Consider the following 14,820-nt stretch of genomic DNA (forward strand, 5'->3'; position numbering starts at 1 on the left):
GCATGAACAGCACGCTTATCCAGACAGACCGTTTCGCCCTCAGCGAAACCGAGCGCTCGGCCATCGAGCACGAGATGCATCACTACGAGGACCCGCGCGCGGCGTCCATCGAAGCCTTGAAGATCGTCCAGAAGGAACGTGGTTGGGTGCCGGACGGCGCCATTCACGCGATCGGCGAAGTGCTGGGCATCCCTGCCAGTGACGTCGAAGGCGTGGCCACCTTCTACAGCCAGATCTTCCGCCAGCCGGTCGGCCGCCACATCATCCGCGTGTGCGACAGCATGGTCTGCTACATCGGTGGCCACGAGTCCGTGGTCAGCCAGATCCAGAGCGAACTGGGCATCGGCCTCGGCCAGACCACCGCAGACGGGCGTTTCACCCTGCTGCCGGTGTGCTGCCTGGGCAACTGCGACAAGGCCCCGGCGCTGATGATCGACGACGACACCTTTGGCGACGTGCAGCCGACTGGTGTTTCCAAACTGCTGGAGGGTTACGTATGACCATTACTTCCTTCGGCCCGGCCAACCGCATCGCGCGTTCGGCCGAAACCCACCCACTGACCTGGCGCCTGCGTGACGACGGCGAGCCGGTATGGCTTGCCGAGTACGAATCCAAGAACGGCTACGCCGCTGCCCGCAAGGCACTGGCGCAGATGTCGCAGGACGACATCGTCCAGGCGGTCAAAGACTCCGGCCTCAAGGGCCGTGGCGGTGCGGGCTTCCCCACTGGCGTGAAGTGGGGCCTGATGCCCAAAGACGAATCCATGAACATCCGCTACCTGCTGTGCAACGCGGATGAAATGGAGCCGAACACCTGGAAGGACCGCATGCTGATGGAGCAACAGCCCCATCTGCTGGTCGAGGGCATGCTGATCAGCGCCCGCGCCCTGAAGGCCTACCGCGGTTACATCTTCCTGCGTGGCGAATACACCACCGCAGCGAAGAACCTCAACCGCGCCATCGACGAAGCCAAGGCCGCAGGCCTGTTGGGCAAGAACATCCTCGGTTCGGGCTTCGACTTCGAGCTGTTCGTGCACACCGGCGCCGGTCGCTACATCTGCGGTGAAGAAACCGCACTGATCAACTCGCTCGAAGGCCGCCGCGCCAACCCACGCTCCAAGCCACCCTTCCCTGCCGCCGTTGGCGTGTGGGGCAAGCCGACCTGCGTGAACAACGTCGAGACCCTGTGCAACGTCCCGGCCATCGTCGCCAACGGCAACGACTGGTACAAGTCGCTGGCCCGCGAAGGCAGCGAGGACCACGGCACCAAGCTGATGGGCTTCTCCGGCAAGGTGAAGAACCCGGGCCTGTGGGAACTGCCGTTCGGCGTCACCGCCCGCGAGCTGTTCGAAGACTACGCCGGTGGCATGCGCGACGGCTTCAAGCTCAAGTGCTGGCAGCCAGGCGGCGCCGGTACCGGCTTCCTGCTGCCCGAGCACCTCGACGCCCAGATGTACGCCGGCGGCATCGCCAAGGTCGGCACCCGTATGGGTACGGGCCTGGCCATGGCGGTCGACGACAGCGTCAACATGGTCTCGCTGCTGCGCAACATGGAAGAGTTCTTCGCCCGCGAATCGTGCGGCTGGTGCACCCCTTGCCGTGACGGCCTGCCGTGGAGCGTGAAGATGCTGCGCGCGCTGGAAAACGGCCAGGGCCGCGCCGAAGACATCGAGACCCTGCTGGGTCTGGTCAACTTCCTCGGCCCAGGCCGCACCTTCTGTGCTCACGCACCGGGTGCCGTCGAGCCCTTGGGCAGTGCCATCAAATACTTCCGCTCCGAATTCGAGGCCGGTGTCGCCCCAGCCAGTGCTGCCGACACCCTGCGCCCGAACCTGGCCAAGCCAGTGCCGAGCGGGCCGATCGTGGTCGGCGCATAACAAGATGAGCTGCGGGTGGTCCGTGCCACCCGCCAGCCTGCAGGCCGGCCCGAACGATTCGAGGCGGGCCGCAGGCATACAGATTTCCATTAGCCACGCCCGCTCACGCGGGCCAACGAAGAACTTTGAACAATGGCCACTATCCACGTAGACGGCAAAGCGCTCGAAGTCAACGGTGCAGACAACCTGTTACAGGCGTGTCTGTCGCTCGGCCTCGACATCCCTTATTTCTGCTGGCACCCGGCGCTTGGTAGCGTTGGCGCCTGCCGGCAATGTGCGGTCAAGCAGTACACCGACGAGAACGACACCCGTGGTCGTATCGTCATGTCCTGCATGACCCCTGCCTCCGACGGCACCTGGATCTCCATCGAAGATGACGAGTCCAAGGCGTTTCGCGCCAGCGTCGTCGAGTGGCTGATGACCAACCACCCGCACGACTGCCCCGTGTGCGAGGAGGGCGGTCACTGCCACCTGCAGGACATGACGGTAATGACCGGCCACAACGAGCGCCGTTACCGTTTCACCAAGCGTACCCACCAGAACCAGGACCTCGGCCCGTTCATCGCCCACGAGATGAACCGCTGCATCGCCTGCTACCGCTGCGTGCGTTACTACAAGGACTACGCAGGCGGCACCGACCTGGGTGTCTACGGCGCCCACGACAACGTGTACTTCGGCCGCGTTGAAGACGGCGTGCTGGAGAGCGAATTCTCCGGCAACCTGACCGAGGTCTGCCCGACCGGTGTGTTCACCGACAAGACCCACTCCGAGCGCTACAACCGCAAGTGGGACATGCAGTTTGCCCCAAGCATCTGCCACGGTTGCTCCAGCGGCTGCAACATCAGCCCGGGCGAGCGCTACGGTGAACTGCGTCGGATCGAGAACCGCTTCAACGGCTCGGTCAACCAGTACTTCCTGTGCGACCGTGGCCGCTTCGGCTATGGCTACGTCAACCGCACCGACCGCCCACGCCAGCCACGCCTGGCCGATGGCACCAAGCTGAGCCTGGACGCCGCCCTGGACAAGGCCGCCGACCTGCTGCGCGGCCGCACCATCGTCGGCATCGGCTCGCCGCGCGCCAGCCTCGAAAGCAACTACGGCCTGCGCGAGCTGGTCGGTGCCGAGTACTTCTACTCCGGCATGGAAGCAGGCGAACTGGCCCGCGTGCGCCTGGCCCTGAACGTGCTGAACAACAGCCCGCTGCCCGTGCCGACCCTGCGCGACATCGAAGACCACGACGCGGTGTTCGTGCTCGGTGAAGACCTGACCCAGACCGCCGCCCGCGTTGCCCTGGCCGTACGCCAGGCCACCAAAGGCAAGGCCGAAGCCATGGCCGAGGCGATGAAAGTGCAGCCTTGGCTGGACGCTGCGGTGAAGAACATCGGCCAGCACGCGCTGTACCCGCTGTTCATCGCGTCCCTGGCTGAAACCAAGCTGGACGACGTTGCCGAAGAATGCGTGCACGCAGCCCCGGCCGACCTGGCCCGCATCGGTTTCGCCGTGGCCCACGCCATCGACCCGAGCGCTCCGGCCGTTGCTGGCCTGGACGACGAAGCCAAGGCCCTGGCCCAGCGCATCGCCGACGCCCTGGTCGCGGCCAAGCGCCCGCTGGTGGTTGCCGGTACTTCGCTGGCCGACCCTGCCCTGATCGAAGCCGCCGCCAACATCGCCAAGGCCCTGAAGCTGCGCGACAAGAACGGTTCGCTGAGCCTGGTTGTGCCTGAGGCCAACAGCCTCGGCCTGGCCATGCTTGGCGGTGAGTCCGTCGATGCCGCGCTGGATGCGGTCATCAGCGGCAAGGCCGACGCCATTGTGATCGTAGAAAACGACCTGTACACCCGCGTAGCGGCCGCCAAGGTCGATGCTGCCCTGGCCGCAGCCAAGGTGGTGATCGTCGCCGATCACTCCCACACCGCGACCCTGGAACGTGCCCACCTGGTGCTGCCGGCGGCGTCGTTCGCCGAAGGCGACGGTACCCTGGTCAGCCAGGAAGGCCGTGCCCAGCGCTTCTTCCAGGTGTTCGACCCGCAGTACCTGGACAGCAGCATCCTGGTCCACGAAGGCTGGCGCTGGATGCACGCCCTGCGTGCCACCCTGCTGAACAAGCCGGTCGACTGGACCCAGCTGGACCACGTCACCAGCGCCTGCGCCGAAGCCGCCCCGCAACTGGCCGGCATCGTCAACGCTGCGCCAAGCGCCGCCTTCCGCATCAAGGGCATGAAGCTTGCCCGTGAGCCGCTGCGCTACTCCGGCCGTACCGCCATGCGCGCCAACATCAGCGTGCACGAGCCACGCACCCCGCAAGACAAGGACACCGCGTTCGCCTTCTCGATGGAAGGCTACTCGGGCTCCGCCGAACCGCGCCAGCAAGTGCCGTTCGCCTGGTCGCCGGGCTGGAACTCGCCGCAAGCCTGGAACAAGTTCCAGGATGAGGTCGGCGGCCACCTGCGTGCCGGTGACCCGGGCGTGCGCCTGATCGAATCGCAAGGCGATCGCCTGAACTGGTTCAACGCCATCCCGGGCGCCTTCAACCCGGCCCGCGGCACCTGGACTGCAGTACCGTTCTTCCACCTGTTCGGCAGCGAAGAAAGCTCCTCGCGCGCCGCCCCGGTGCAAACGCGTATTCCGGCCGCCTACGTCGGCCTGGCCAAGTCCGAAGCCGACCGCCTGGGTGTCAACGAAGGAGCGCTGCTGAGCCTGAACGTGGGTGGCGTGGCACTGCGCCTGCCGCTGCGTATCAATGAAGAACTGGGCGCAGGCCTGGTCGCGCTGCCGAAAGGCCTGGCTGGCATTCCGCCTGCCATCTTCGGTGCACCCGTAGAAGGCCTGCAGGAGGCAGCACAATGAGCTGGTTCACCCCCGAAGTGATCGATGTGATCATCCAGGTCGTCAAGGCTATCGTGGTGCTGCTGGCCGTAGTGGTCTGCGGCGCCCTGCTCAGCTTCGTCGAGCGCCGCCTGCTGGGCTGGTGGCAGGATCGCTACGGTCCTAACCGTGTCGGCCCGTTCGGCATGTTCCAGATCGCCGCCGACATGCTGAAGATGTTCTTCAAGGAAGACTGGAACCCGCCCTTCGTCGACAAGATGATTTTCACCCTGGCGCCGGTCGTGGCCATGAGCGCGCTGCTGATCGGCTTCTCGATCATCCCGATCACACCCGGCTGGGGCGTTGCCGACCTGAACATCGGCCTGCTGTTCTTCTTCGCCATGGCTGGCCTGTCGGTATACGCCGTACTGTTCGCCGGTTGGTCGTCGAACAACAAGTACGCCTTGCTGGGCAGCCTGCGGGCGTCGGCACAGACCGTTTCGTACGAGGTGTTCCTGGGCCTGGCGCTGATGGGCGTGGTGGTGCAGGTGGGTTCGTTCAACATGCGCGACATCGTTGAATACCAGGCCCAGAACCTGTGGTTCATCATTCCGCAGTTCTTCGGCTTCTGCACCTTCTTCATCGCTGGCGTGGCCGTGACTCACCGTCACCCGTTCGACCAGCCAGAAGCGGAACAGGAACTGGCCGACGGCTACCACATCGAGTATGCCGGCATGAAATGGGGCATGTTCTTCGTCGGTGAGTACATCGGCATCATCCTCATCTCGGCGCTGCTGGTGACCCTGTTCTTCGGCGGCTGGCACGGCCCGTTCGGCATCCTGCCGCAGGTGCCGTTCCTGTGGTTCGCGCTGAAAACCGCGTTCTTCATCATGCTGTTCATCCTGCTGCGCGCCTCGATCCCGCGCCCACGCTATGACCAGGTGATGGACTTCAGCTGGAAGTTCTGCCTGCCGCTGACCCTGATCAATTTGCTGGTGACCGCTGCGATCGTGCTTTACAACACGCCAGCCGTCGCGGCCCAGTGAGGATTTGACCCATGTTCAAATATATCGGCGACATCGTTAAAGGCACCGGCACTCAGCTGCGCAGCCTGGCAATGGTGTTCTCCCACGGGTTCCGCAAGCGCGACACCCTGCAGTACCCCGAAGAAGCTGTGTACCTGCCGCCGCGCTATCGCGGCCGCATCGTCCTCACCCGCGACCCCGACGGCGAGGAGCGCTGCGTGGCGTGCAACCTCTGCGCGGTGGCCTGCCCGGTCGGCTGCATCTCGCTGCAGAAGGCCGAGACCGAGGACGGCCGTTGGTACCCTGAGTTCTTCCGCATCAACTTCTCGCGTTGCATCTTCTGCGGCCTGTGCGAGGAAGCGTGCCCGACCACCGCGATCCAGCTGACTCCGGATTTCGAAATGGCCGAGTTCAAGCGTCAGGACCTGGTGTACGAGAAAGAAGATCTGCTGATCTCCGGCCCCGGCAAGAACCCTGACTACAACTTCTACCGTGTTGCGGGTATGGCGATCGCTGGCAAGCCGAAGGGCTCTGCGCAGAACGAGGCCGAGCCGATCAACGTGAAGAGCTTGCTCCCATAAGGACAGAAAGATGGAATTCGCTTTCTACTTCGCATCCGGGATCGCCGTGGTCTCCACCCTTCGGGTGGTAACCGGCACCAACCCCGTGCACGCCCTGCTCTACCTGATCATTTCGCTGATTTCCGTGGCAATGATCTTCTTCGCCCTCGGTGCGCCGTTTGCCGGCGCCCTGGAAGTGATCGCCTACGCTGGCGCCATCATGGTGCTGTTCGTGTTCGTGGTGATGATGCTCAACCTGGGGCCGGCCTCGGTCGCCCAGGAACGCGGCTGGCTCAAGCCCGGCATATGGGCGGGGCCGGTGATACTGGGCACCCTGCTGCTGCTGGAACTGCTGTACGTGCTGTTCGTCACCCCGAGCGGTGCCGGCATCAGCGGCACCACCGTGGGCCCGAAAGAAGTGGGCATCAGCCTGTTCGGCCCGTACCTGCTGGTGGTCGAACTGGCTTCGATGCTGCTGCTCGCCGCAGCCGTCACCGCCTTCCACCTGGGCCGCAACGAGGCGAAGGAGTAAATCATGGGTGCTATCCCTCTCGAGCATGGTCTGGCGGTCGCCGGCATCCTGTTCTGCTTAGGTCTGGTTGGCCTGATGGTCCGCCGCAACATCCTCTTCGTGCTCATGAGCCTGGAAGTCATGATGAACGCCTCTGCCCTGGCGTTCGTCGTCGCCGGTGCCCGTTGGGTCCAGCCCGACGGTCAGGTGATGTTCATTCTGGTGATCAGCCTGGCAGCCGCCGAGGCCAGCATTGGCCTGGCCATCCTGCTGCAGCTGTATCGCCGCTTCCACACTCTCGACATCGATGCTGCCAGTGAGATGCGCGGATGAACCTTCTCTTCCTGACTTTCGTCTTCCCCCTGATCGGCTTCCTGCTGCTGTCGTTCTCGCGCGGGCGGTTCTCGGAGAACCTGTCCGCCCTGATCGGCGTCGGCTCGGTCGGCCTCTCGGCCGCGACAGCCGCCTACGTTATCTGGCAATTCAACGTCGCACCGCCTGAAGGCGGCGCGTACAGCCAGCTGCTGTGGCAGTGGATGTCGGTGGACGGCTTCGCGCCGACCTTCACCCTGCACCTGGACGGCCTGTCGGTCACCATGCTCGGCGTGGTCACTGGCGTGGGCTTCCTGATCCACCTGTTCGCGTCCTGGTACATGCGTGGCGAAGCCGGTTACTCGCGCTTCTTCTCGTACACCAACCTGTTCATCGCCAGCATGCTGTTCCTGATCCTGGGCGATAACCTGCTGTTCATCTACTTCGGCTGGGAAGGCGTGGGCCTGTGTTCGTACCTGTTGATCGGTTTCTACTACAGCAACCGCAACAACGGTAACGCGGCACTCAAGGCCTTCATCGTCACCCGTATCGGCGACGTGTTCATGGCCATCGGCCTGTTCATCCTGTTCGCCCAGCTGGGTACCTTGAACGTGCAGGAACTGCTGGTACTGGCACCGCAGAAGTTCCAGGCGGGTGACACCTGGATGGTGCTGGCGACCCTGATGCTGTTGGGTGGCGCGGTCGGTAAATCGGCCCAGTTGCCCTTGCAGACCTGGCTGGCCGACGCGATGGCAGGCCCTACCCCGGTTTCGGCACTGATCCACGCGGCAACCATGGTGACTGCGGGCGTGTACCTAATCGCCCGTACCAACGGCCTGTTCCTGCTGGCCCCGGACATCCTGCACCTGGTGGGTGTGGTCGGTGGTGTGACCCTGGTGCTGGCCGGCTTCGCCGCGCTGGTACAGACCGACATCAAGCGTATCCTCGCCTACTCGACCATGAGCCAGATCGGCTACATGTTCCTGGCCCTGGGCGTGGGTGCCTGGGACGCGGCGATCTTCCACCTGATGACCCACGCCTTCTTCAAGGCCCTGCTGTTCCTTGCGTCCGGTGCGGTGATCGTTGCCTGCCACCACGAGCAGAACATCTTCAAGATGGGCGGCCTGTGGAAGAAGCTGCCGCTGGCCTACGCCAGCTTCGTGGTCGGTGGCGCCGCCCTGGCGGCCCTGCCGATCGTGACCGTGGGCTTCTACTCCAAGGACGAGATCCTCTGGGAAGCCTTCGCCAGCGGCAATACCGGCCTGCTGTACGCCGGCCTGGTCGGTGCGTTCATGACCTCGCTGTACACCTTCCGCCTGATCTTCATCGCCTTCCACGGCGAAGCCAAGACCGAAGCCCACGCCGGCCACGGCATCAGCCACTGGCTGCCACTGGGCGTGCTGATCGTGCTGTCGACCTTCGTCGGCGCCTGGATCACCCCACCGCTGGCAGGCGTGCTGCCTGAAAGCGCCGGCCACGCCGGTGGTGACGCCAAGCACTCGCTGGAGATCGCCTCGGGCGCCATCGCCATCGCCGGTATCCTGCTGTCAGCCCTGCTGTTCCTGGGCAAGCGCCGCTTCGTCAGCGCGATCGCCAACAGCGGCATCGGCCGCGTCCTGTCGGCCTGGTGGTTCGCCGCCTGGGGCTTCGACTGGATCTACGACAAGCTCTTCGTCAAACCCTACCTGCTGATCTGCCACATCCTGCGCAAGGACCCGGTAGACCGCAGCATCGGCCTGATCCCTCGGATGGCGCGTGGCGGCCACGTCGCCATGAGCAAGACCGAGACCGGCCAGCTGCGCTGGTACACCGCCTCGATCGCCGTCGGCGCCGTGCTGGTGCTCGGTGCTGTGGTAGTGGCTGCGGTATGACTATGAATCTTGCGACTTTGCCAAAGGAAACCAACCCGTCATGATTTTGCCTTGGCTGATCCTGATCCCCTTCATCGGCGGCTTCCTGTGCTGGCTGGGTGAGCGCTTCGGCGCCACCCTGCCGCGCTGGATCGCGCTGCTGACCATGTCCCTGTTGCTCGGCATCGGCCTGTACCTGTGGGGCACCGGCGACTACACCCTGGCGCCTGCGCCGGGGGCCGAACCTGCCTGGGCACTCGAATACAAAGTCGAGTGGATCAAGCGCTTCGGCATCAGCATCCACCTGGCCCTCGATGGCCTGTCGCTGCTGATGATCCTGCTCACCGGCCTGCTCGGTGTGCTGTCGGTACTGTGCTCCTGGAAAGAGATCCAGCGCCACGTCGGCTTCTTCCACCTCAACCTGATGTGGATCCTCGGCGGCGTGGTCGGTGTATTCCTGGCCCTGGACCTGTTCCTGTTCTTCTTCTTCTGGGAAATGATGCTGGTGCCGATGTATTTCCTCATCGCGCTCTGGGGTCACAGCTCGGCGGACGGCAAGAAGACCCGGATCTATGCCGCAACCAAGTTCTTCATCTTCACTCAGGCCAGCGGCCTGATCATGCTGGTCGCGATCCTTGGCCTGGTGCTGGTCAACTACAACACCACCGGCGTGCTCACCTTCAACTACAGCGACCTGCTCAAGGCCGAGCTGCCGCCTGGCGTCGAGTACGTGCTGATGCTGGGCTTCTTCATCGCCTTCGCGGTCAAGCTGCCAGTGGTGCCCTTCCACTCCTGGCTGCCTGATGCGCACGCCCAGGCGCCAACCGCAGGTTCCGTGGACCTGGCGGGCATCTTGTTGAAGACTGCGGCCTACGGCCTGCTGCGCTTCGCCCTGCCGCTGTTCCCGAACGCTTCGGCAGAGTTTGCGCCGATCGCCATGACCCTGGGCCTTATCGGTATCTTCTACGGTGCCTTCCTGGCCTTCGCGCAAACCGACATCAAGCGCTTGATCGCCTTCTCCAGCGTCTCGCACATGGGCTTCGTGCTGATCGGTATCTACTCCGGCAGCCAGCAAGCCCTGCAAGGCGCGGTGATCCAGATGCTGGCCCACGGCCTGTCGGCCGCCGCACTGTTCATCCTGTCCGGCCAGCTGTACGAGCGCCTGCACACCCGTGACATGCGTCAAATGGGTGGCCTGTGGCACCGCATCGCCTACCTGCCTGCAATCAGCCTGTTCTTCGCCGCCGCATCGCTGGGCCTACCAGGCACCGGCAACTTCGTCGGCGAGTTCCTGATCCTGATCGGCAGCTTTGCCAGCGTGCCATGGATCACCGTGATCGCCACCACCGGCCTGGTCTTCGGCTCGGTCTACTCGCTGATCATGATCCACCGTGCCTACTTCGGCCCAAGCAAGAGCGACACCGTGCTGGCCGGCATGGACGGCCGCGAGCTGATCATGGTGCTGGGCCTGGCGGTGCTGCTGATCGTGCTTGGTGTGTACCCGCAGCCGTTCCTCGACACTTCTGCCGCCACCATGAGCGGTGTGCAGCAGTGGCTTGGCTCCGCTTTCACTCAACTCGCTTCGGCCCGGTAAGAGCGCTATGGAATTCACCACTCAACACTTCATCGCATTGGCGCCGATGCTGATCACCACCATCACCACGGTGGTGGTGATGCTGGCGATCGCCTGGAAGCGCAACCACTCGCAGACCTTCCTGCTGTCCACCGTGGGCCTTAACCTGGCCCTGCTGTCGATCCTGCCGGCCCTCAAGGTTGCACCGCTGGCGGTCACCTCGCTGATCACCATCGACAAGTTCGCCTGCCTGTACATGGCGATCATCCTGGTGGCCACGCTGGCCTGCGTCACCCTCGCCCACGCCTACCTTGGCGAAGGCTCCAAGGGCTTCCCGGGCAACCGCGAAGAGCTGTACCTGCTGCTGCTGATGTCGGCCCTCGGTGGCCTGGTGCTGGTCAGCGCCAACCACCTGGCCGGCCTGTTCATCGGCCTGGAGCTGCTGTCGGTACCGGTCTACGGCCTGGTGGCGTACGCCTTCTTCAACAAGCGCTCGCTGGAAGCCGGCATCAAGTACATGGTGCTGTCGGCCGCAGGTTCGGCCTTCCTGCTGTTCGGCATGGCACTGCTGTACGCCGATGCAGGCAGCCTGAGCTTCGACCAGATCGGCAAAGCCCTGGCAGCCACCAACATGCCAAGCCTGGTTGCACAACTGGGCCTGGGCATGATGCTGGTCGGCCTGGCCTTCAAGCTGTCGCTGGTCCCCTTCCACCTGTGGACCCCGGACGTGTACGAAGGCGCCCCGGCGCCGGTTGCCGCGTTCCTGGCCACCGCGAGCAAGGTGGCGGTGTTCGCCGTGGTCGTGCGCCTGTTCATGCTCTCCCCTGCTGCCAGCAGCGGCGTGCTGAGCACCGTACTGGCGGTGATCGCGGTTGCCTCGATCCTGGTCGGTAACCTGCTGGCACTGACCCAGAGCAACCTCAAGCGCCTGCTCGGTTACTCGTCCATCGCCCACTTCGGCTACCTGGTCATCGCCCTGGTCGCCAGCAAGGGCCTGGCCCTGGAAGCCATGGGCGTGTACCTGGTCACCTACGTGATCACCAGCCTTGGCGCCTTCGGCGTCATCACGCTGATGTCTTCGCCTTACGGCGGCCGTGACGCCGATGCCCTGTACGAGTACCGCGGCCTGTTCTGGCGCCGCCCGTACCTGACTGCGGTACTGACCGTGATGATGCTGTCGCTGGCCGGTATCCCGCTGACTGCGGGCTTCATCGGCAAGTTCTACATCATCGCCACCGGCGTCGAGTCGCACCTGTGGTGGCTGGTCGGCGCCCTGGTGATCGGTAGCGCCATCGGCGTTTACTACTACCTGCGCGTCATGGTCACCCTGTACCTGGTCGAGCCGAACCTGCGTCGCCACGACGCCCCGCTGAAGTGGGAACAGCGCACTGGCGGCGTCATGCTGCTGGCTATCGCGATCCTGGCCTTCGTGCTCGGTGTGTACCCGCAACCGCTGCTGGAAATGGTTCAGCAGGCGGGCCTGCAACTGATCGGCTGACCTCCGGCGATCCTGAACAACCCCGCCTCGGCGGGGTTGTTCTTTTTCAGGGCTACAGAACGAAAGCTGTGCTTCGTCTGACACTTGCAGCGTCAGATTCCCGCTTATCGATCTGGAAGCCCTTGCCATGCGCCCTACCCTCCCCCTCTCCTTGCTGGCCCTGTTGGCCTCCAGCGCCACCCAGGCCACAGGCCGCGTCGAACTCGACCAAGTGTTGATCGAAGATCAGCAACAGACCGAGCTGGAGGCCGCCGCCGAGCACCTGCGGGAAATCCCTGGCGCCAGCAATCTGGTGGACATGAACCGCGTGGGGCAAGGCCGGGTCGCCAGCAATCAGGATGTGCTGGCCTACCAGCCTGGGGTGTTCGCCCAGTCGGCGGGCAATGATGGCATCAAGCTGTCGATCCGTGGTTCGGGCATCAACCGCGCTCCGGGGGCGCACGGCTCCGGGGTCTACACGATGTTCGACGGCTTGCCGCTGACCGGCCCCGGCGGCACCCCTTATGAACTGTTCGAGCCGCTATGGCTGAGCCGCGCCGAGGTATTGCGCGGGGCCAACGGTTTCGATCAGGGCGCCCTGGCCCTGGGGGGTGCCATCAACTATGTCACCCACACCGGTTACGATGCCGCGCCACTGCAGGCGCGCTACGAGGTTGGTAGCCGCGGCTACCAACATCGGCACATCAGTTCTGGCCAGGTGCTGGGCAACCTCGATTACTACGTGGCGCTGACCGACTCGGAATACGACGGCTATCAGGCGCACAGCAGTGGCAGCGCCAAGGGTATCGCCGCCAATGTCGGCTACCGGTTCAACCCGAACCTTGAAACACGTTTTTACCTGCGTTATCGCGAAACCGAGAACGACCTGGCCGGGCGCCTGACCAAGGACCAGATCAAGCACGACACGCGTGCCGCCAACGCGGCGTACCTGGCCCGCGACGACAGCCGGCCGCAACCGGGCAGCACCTGGGTGGCCAACAAGACCACCTTCTACCTTGAGGACGATGCCCGGGTAGAAGCCGGGCTGGTCTATCACGACTTCCCGATGGACCTGCGCGAAGGCCCGATGCGCCTCAAGGTCGCCTACACCGATGTCAGCGGCACCCTGAACTACCTGCGCCGCGATACCCTGCTGGGCCACGAGAGCAAGACCACCGTGGGCTGGCGGACCACCAAACACCTGCCCAACAGCGGTGCCTCGCAATTTGCCCGCACCAGCGGCGACAACTTCGGCGCGCGCAGCCGCGACTTCAGTTACCAGGGCTCGGATACCGTGCTGCATGTCGGCAACGATCTGGAGCTGATCCCTGATTTGTGGCTGACCACGGGCCTGGCGATGATCTATACCCGACGTGAAAGTGACGTCAGCTACCCTGCCACCGGCGGCAAGGTCAGCCAGCACGACTGGGACTACGCGCCGCGCCTGGGCCTGCGCTATGACATCAACCCGCACCTGCAGGTCTATGGCAACCTGAGCCGGTCCGTCGAGCCACCGCACCCGTGGTCGCTGATCTGGAGCGCCACGGCGGCGACACAACCTGTCGAAATGCAGAACCAGACAGCCACCACGCTTGAACTGGGCGCACGCGGCGACTCTGCGCTGGGGCGCTGGGACCTGGCGTGGTATTACTCGCAAGTGCGCCACGAACTGCTGGCCGTGGAAATCGTGCAGGGCCTGCCGGCCAAAGAATACAATGCCAGCGCCACCGTACACCAAGGTGTCGAGGCGGGCCTGGACAGCACCTTGTGGGAGCAAGCCGGCAGGGGCAAGCTGAGCCTGCGCCAGGCCTACACCTTCAGTGACTTCCACTACCGTGACGATGACACCTTCGCTGACAATCGCTTGCCTGGCATCCCCATGCATTACTACCAGGCCGAGTTGCGCTACGACTGGCCGAGCGGGTTCTATGCCGGGGTCAATACGCAGATGGCCTCCAAGGTGCAGGTCGACTATGCCAACAGTTACCACGCCGATGCCTATGCCTTGCTGGGGGCACGCCTGGGTTGGGACTCACCGAAACAGGACTGGCAGACCTGGCTGGACCTGCGCAACCTGACCAACAAGCGCTATGCCGCGACAGTGACGCCGGGCTACAACGATGGCGGGCAGGACATCGCCCGGTCGACGCCGGGCGAAGGGTTTGCGGTCTATGCAGGGGTGTCCTACAGCTTTCGATAAACGGCCGGGGCCGCTGCGCGGCCCATTGCCGTCACCCTCAAACCGCCCTGTTCAACTTCACCCACGAGGCGAACTTGTCGATAAAGGCCTGCAGAAACGGCCGGGTCTTGTCGTTGAGCTTGCCCGAATCCTCGAACAGGTTGGCCGCGCCACCGAGGTACGCCTCAGGCATCTGCATGCAGGGCATGTCGAGAAACACCAGCGACTGGCGCACGGCATGGTTGGCGCCAAAACCGCCAATCGCCCCCGGCGACACACTCACCACCGCAGCCGGTTTGCCGCTCCAGGCGCTTTGACCATAGGGCCGCGAGCCGACGTCGATGGCATTTTTCAAGCAACCCGGCACCGAACGGTTGTACTCCGGCGTGACGAACAGCACCGCATCACTGCCGCGGATCTGCTCGCGAAAGCGCTGCCAGGGCTCAGGTGCGTTGGCCTCGACGTCCTCGTTATACAGGGGCAGGTCACCAATCTCGACGATCTTCAAGGCAAGGCTGGACGGCGCCAGCTCCGAAAGTGCGCGGGCTACCTTGCGGTTGTAGGAATCCTTGCGCAAGCTGCCGACGACGACCGCTACCGAATACACCTGGCTCATGGCGATTTCCAACCTTTGCTGGCTAAGAGACGTTGT

12 protein-coding genes are annotated in these 14,820 nt (G+C 64.1%); 11 read left to right on the forward strand and 1 reads right to left on the reverse strand.

All coding sequences use genetic code 11. The features are described 5' to 3' along the window. Window positions 1–2: 2 nt before the first annotated feature. The 11 genes from nuoE (at window position 3) to CKW22_RS01860 (ending at window position 14,189) form a co-directional block, all read left to right on the forward strand. Complete coding sequence (gene nuoE / locus CKW22_RS01810; protein WP_027592810.1) at window positions 3–500, forward strand: NADH-quinone oxidoreductase subunit NuoE; 498 nt, start codon at window positions 3–5, stop codon at window positions 498–500. Then, entirely contained in the window at window positions 497–1,876 is a 1,380-nt protein-coding gene (gene nuoF, locus CKW22_RS01815) for an NADH-quinone oxidoreductase subunit NuoF (protein ID WP_033699184.1), read from the forward strand. The genes nuoE and nuoF overlap by 4 nt, the downstream gene beginning before the upstream one ends. 132 nt (window positions 1,877–2,008) lie before the next feature. Beyond that, complete coding sequence (nuoG, locus tag CKW22_RS01820) at window positions 2,009–4,723, forward strand: NADH-quinone oxidoreductase subunit NuoG (protein WP_047581224.1); 2,715 nt, start codon at window positions 2,009–2,011, stop codon at window positions 4,721–4,723. Then, window positions 4,720–5,727, forward strand: coding sequence for an NADH-quinone oxidoreductase subunit NuoH (gene nuoH / locus CKW22_RS01825; RefSeq protein ID WP_012273297.1), 1,008 nt, complete (start codon window positions 4,720–4,722; stop codon window positions 5,725–5,727). The genes nuoG and nuoH overlap by 4 nt, the downstream gene beginning before the upstream one ends. A gap of 11 nt (window positions 5,728–5,738) precedes the next feature. After that, window positions 5,739–6,287, forward strand: coding sequence for an NADH-quinone oxidoreductase subunit NuoI (nuoI, locus tag CKW22_RS01830; RefSeq protein WP_027592814.1), 549 nt, complete (start codon window positions 5,739–5,741; stop codon window positions 6,285–6,287). A 10-nt stretch (window positions 6,288–6,297) separates the two neighbouring features. Then, window positions 6,298–6,798, forward strand: coding sequence for an NADH-quinone oxidoreductase subunit J (nuoJ, locus tag CKW22_RS01835; protein ID WP_012313764.1), 501 nt, complete (start codon window positions 6,298–6,300; stop codon window positions 6,796–6,798). Between the two features lie 3 nt (window positions 6,799–6,801). Next, window positions 6,802–7,110, forward strand: a complete 309-nt coding sequence (nuoK, locus tag CKW22_RS01840; protein ID WP_003251446.1) for an NADH-quinone oxidoreductase subunit NuoK — start codon at window positions 6,802–6,804, stop codon at window positions 7,108–7,110. Beyond that, complete coding sequence (nuoL, locus tag CKW22_RS01845) at window positions 7,107–8,960, forward strand: NADH-quinone oxidoreductase subunit L (protein ID WP_033699189.1); 1,854 nt, start codon at window positions 7,107–7,109, stop codon at window positions 8,958–8,960. The genes nuoK and nuoL overlap by 4 nt, the downstream gene beginning before the upstream one ends. Before the next feature lie 40 nt (window positions 8,961–9,000). After that, entirely contained in the window at window positions 9,001–10,533 is a 1,533-nt protein-coding gene (gene nuoM, locus CKW22_RS01850) for an NADH-quinone oxidoreductase subunit M (RefSeq protein ID WP_033699192.1), read from the forward strand. A 7-nt stretch (window positions 10,534–10,540) separates the two neighbouring features. Continuing rightward, on the forward strand, window positions 10,541–12,010 hold the full coding sequence (nuoN, locus tag CKW22_RS01855) for an NADH-quinone oxidoreductase subunit NuoN (RefSeq protein WP_033699194.1): 1,470 nt from the start codon (window positions 10,541–10,543) through the stop codon (window positions 12,008–12,010). Window positions 12,011–12,137: 127 nt separating this feature from the next. After that, the gene (locus tag CKW22_RS01860) at window positions 12,138–14,189 is read left to right on the forward strand and encodes a TonB-dependent receptor domain-containing protein (protein ID WP_095063678.1); all 2,052 of its coding nucleotides are present in this window, start codon (window positions 12,138–12,140) and stop codon (window positions 14,187–14,189) included. A gap of 37 nt (window positions 14,190–14,226) precedes the next feature. On the opposite strand, the gene CKW22_RS01865 is transcribed toward CKW22_RS01860, so the two are convergent. Beyond that, a complete protein-coding gene (locus tag CKW22_RS01865) occupies window positions 14,227–14,784 on the reverse strand; it encodes an NADPH-dependent FMN reductase (protein ID WP_033699197.1) in 558 nt (185 codons plus the stop codon). Window positions 14,785–14,820: the final 36 nt, after the last annotated feature.

The sequence above is a fragment of the Pseudomonas sp. Irchel s3f19 genome (assembly GCF_900187555.1).
GTDB lineage: Bacteria > Pseudomonadota > Gammaproteobacteria > Pseudomonadales > Pseudomonadaceae > Aquipseudomonas > Aquipseudomonas capeferrum.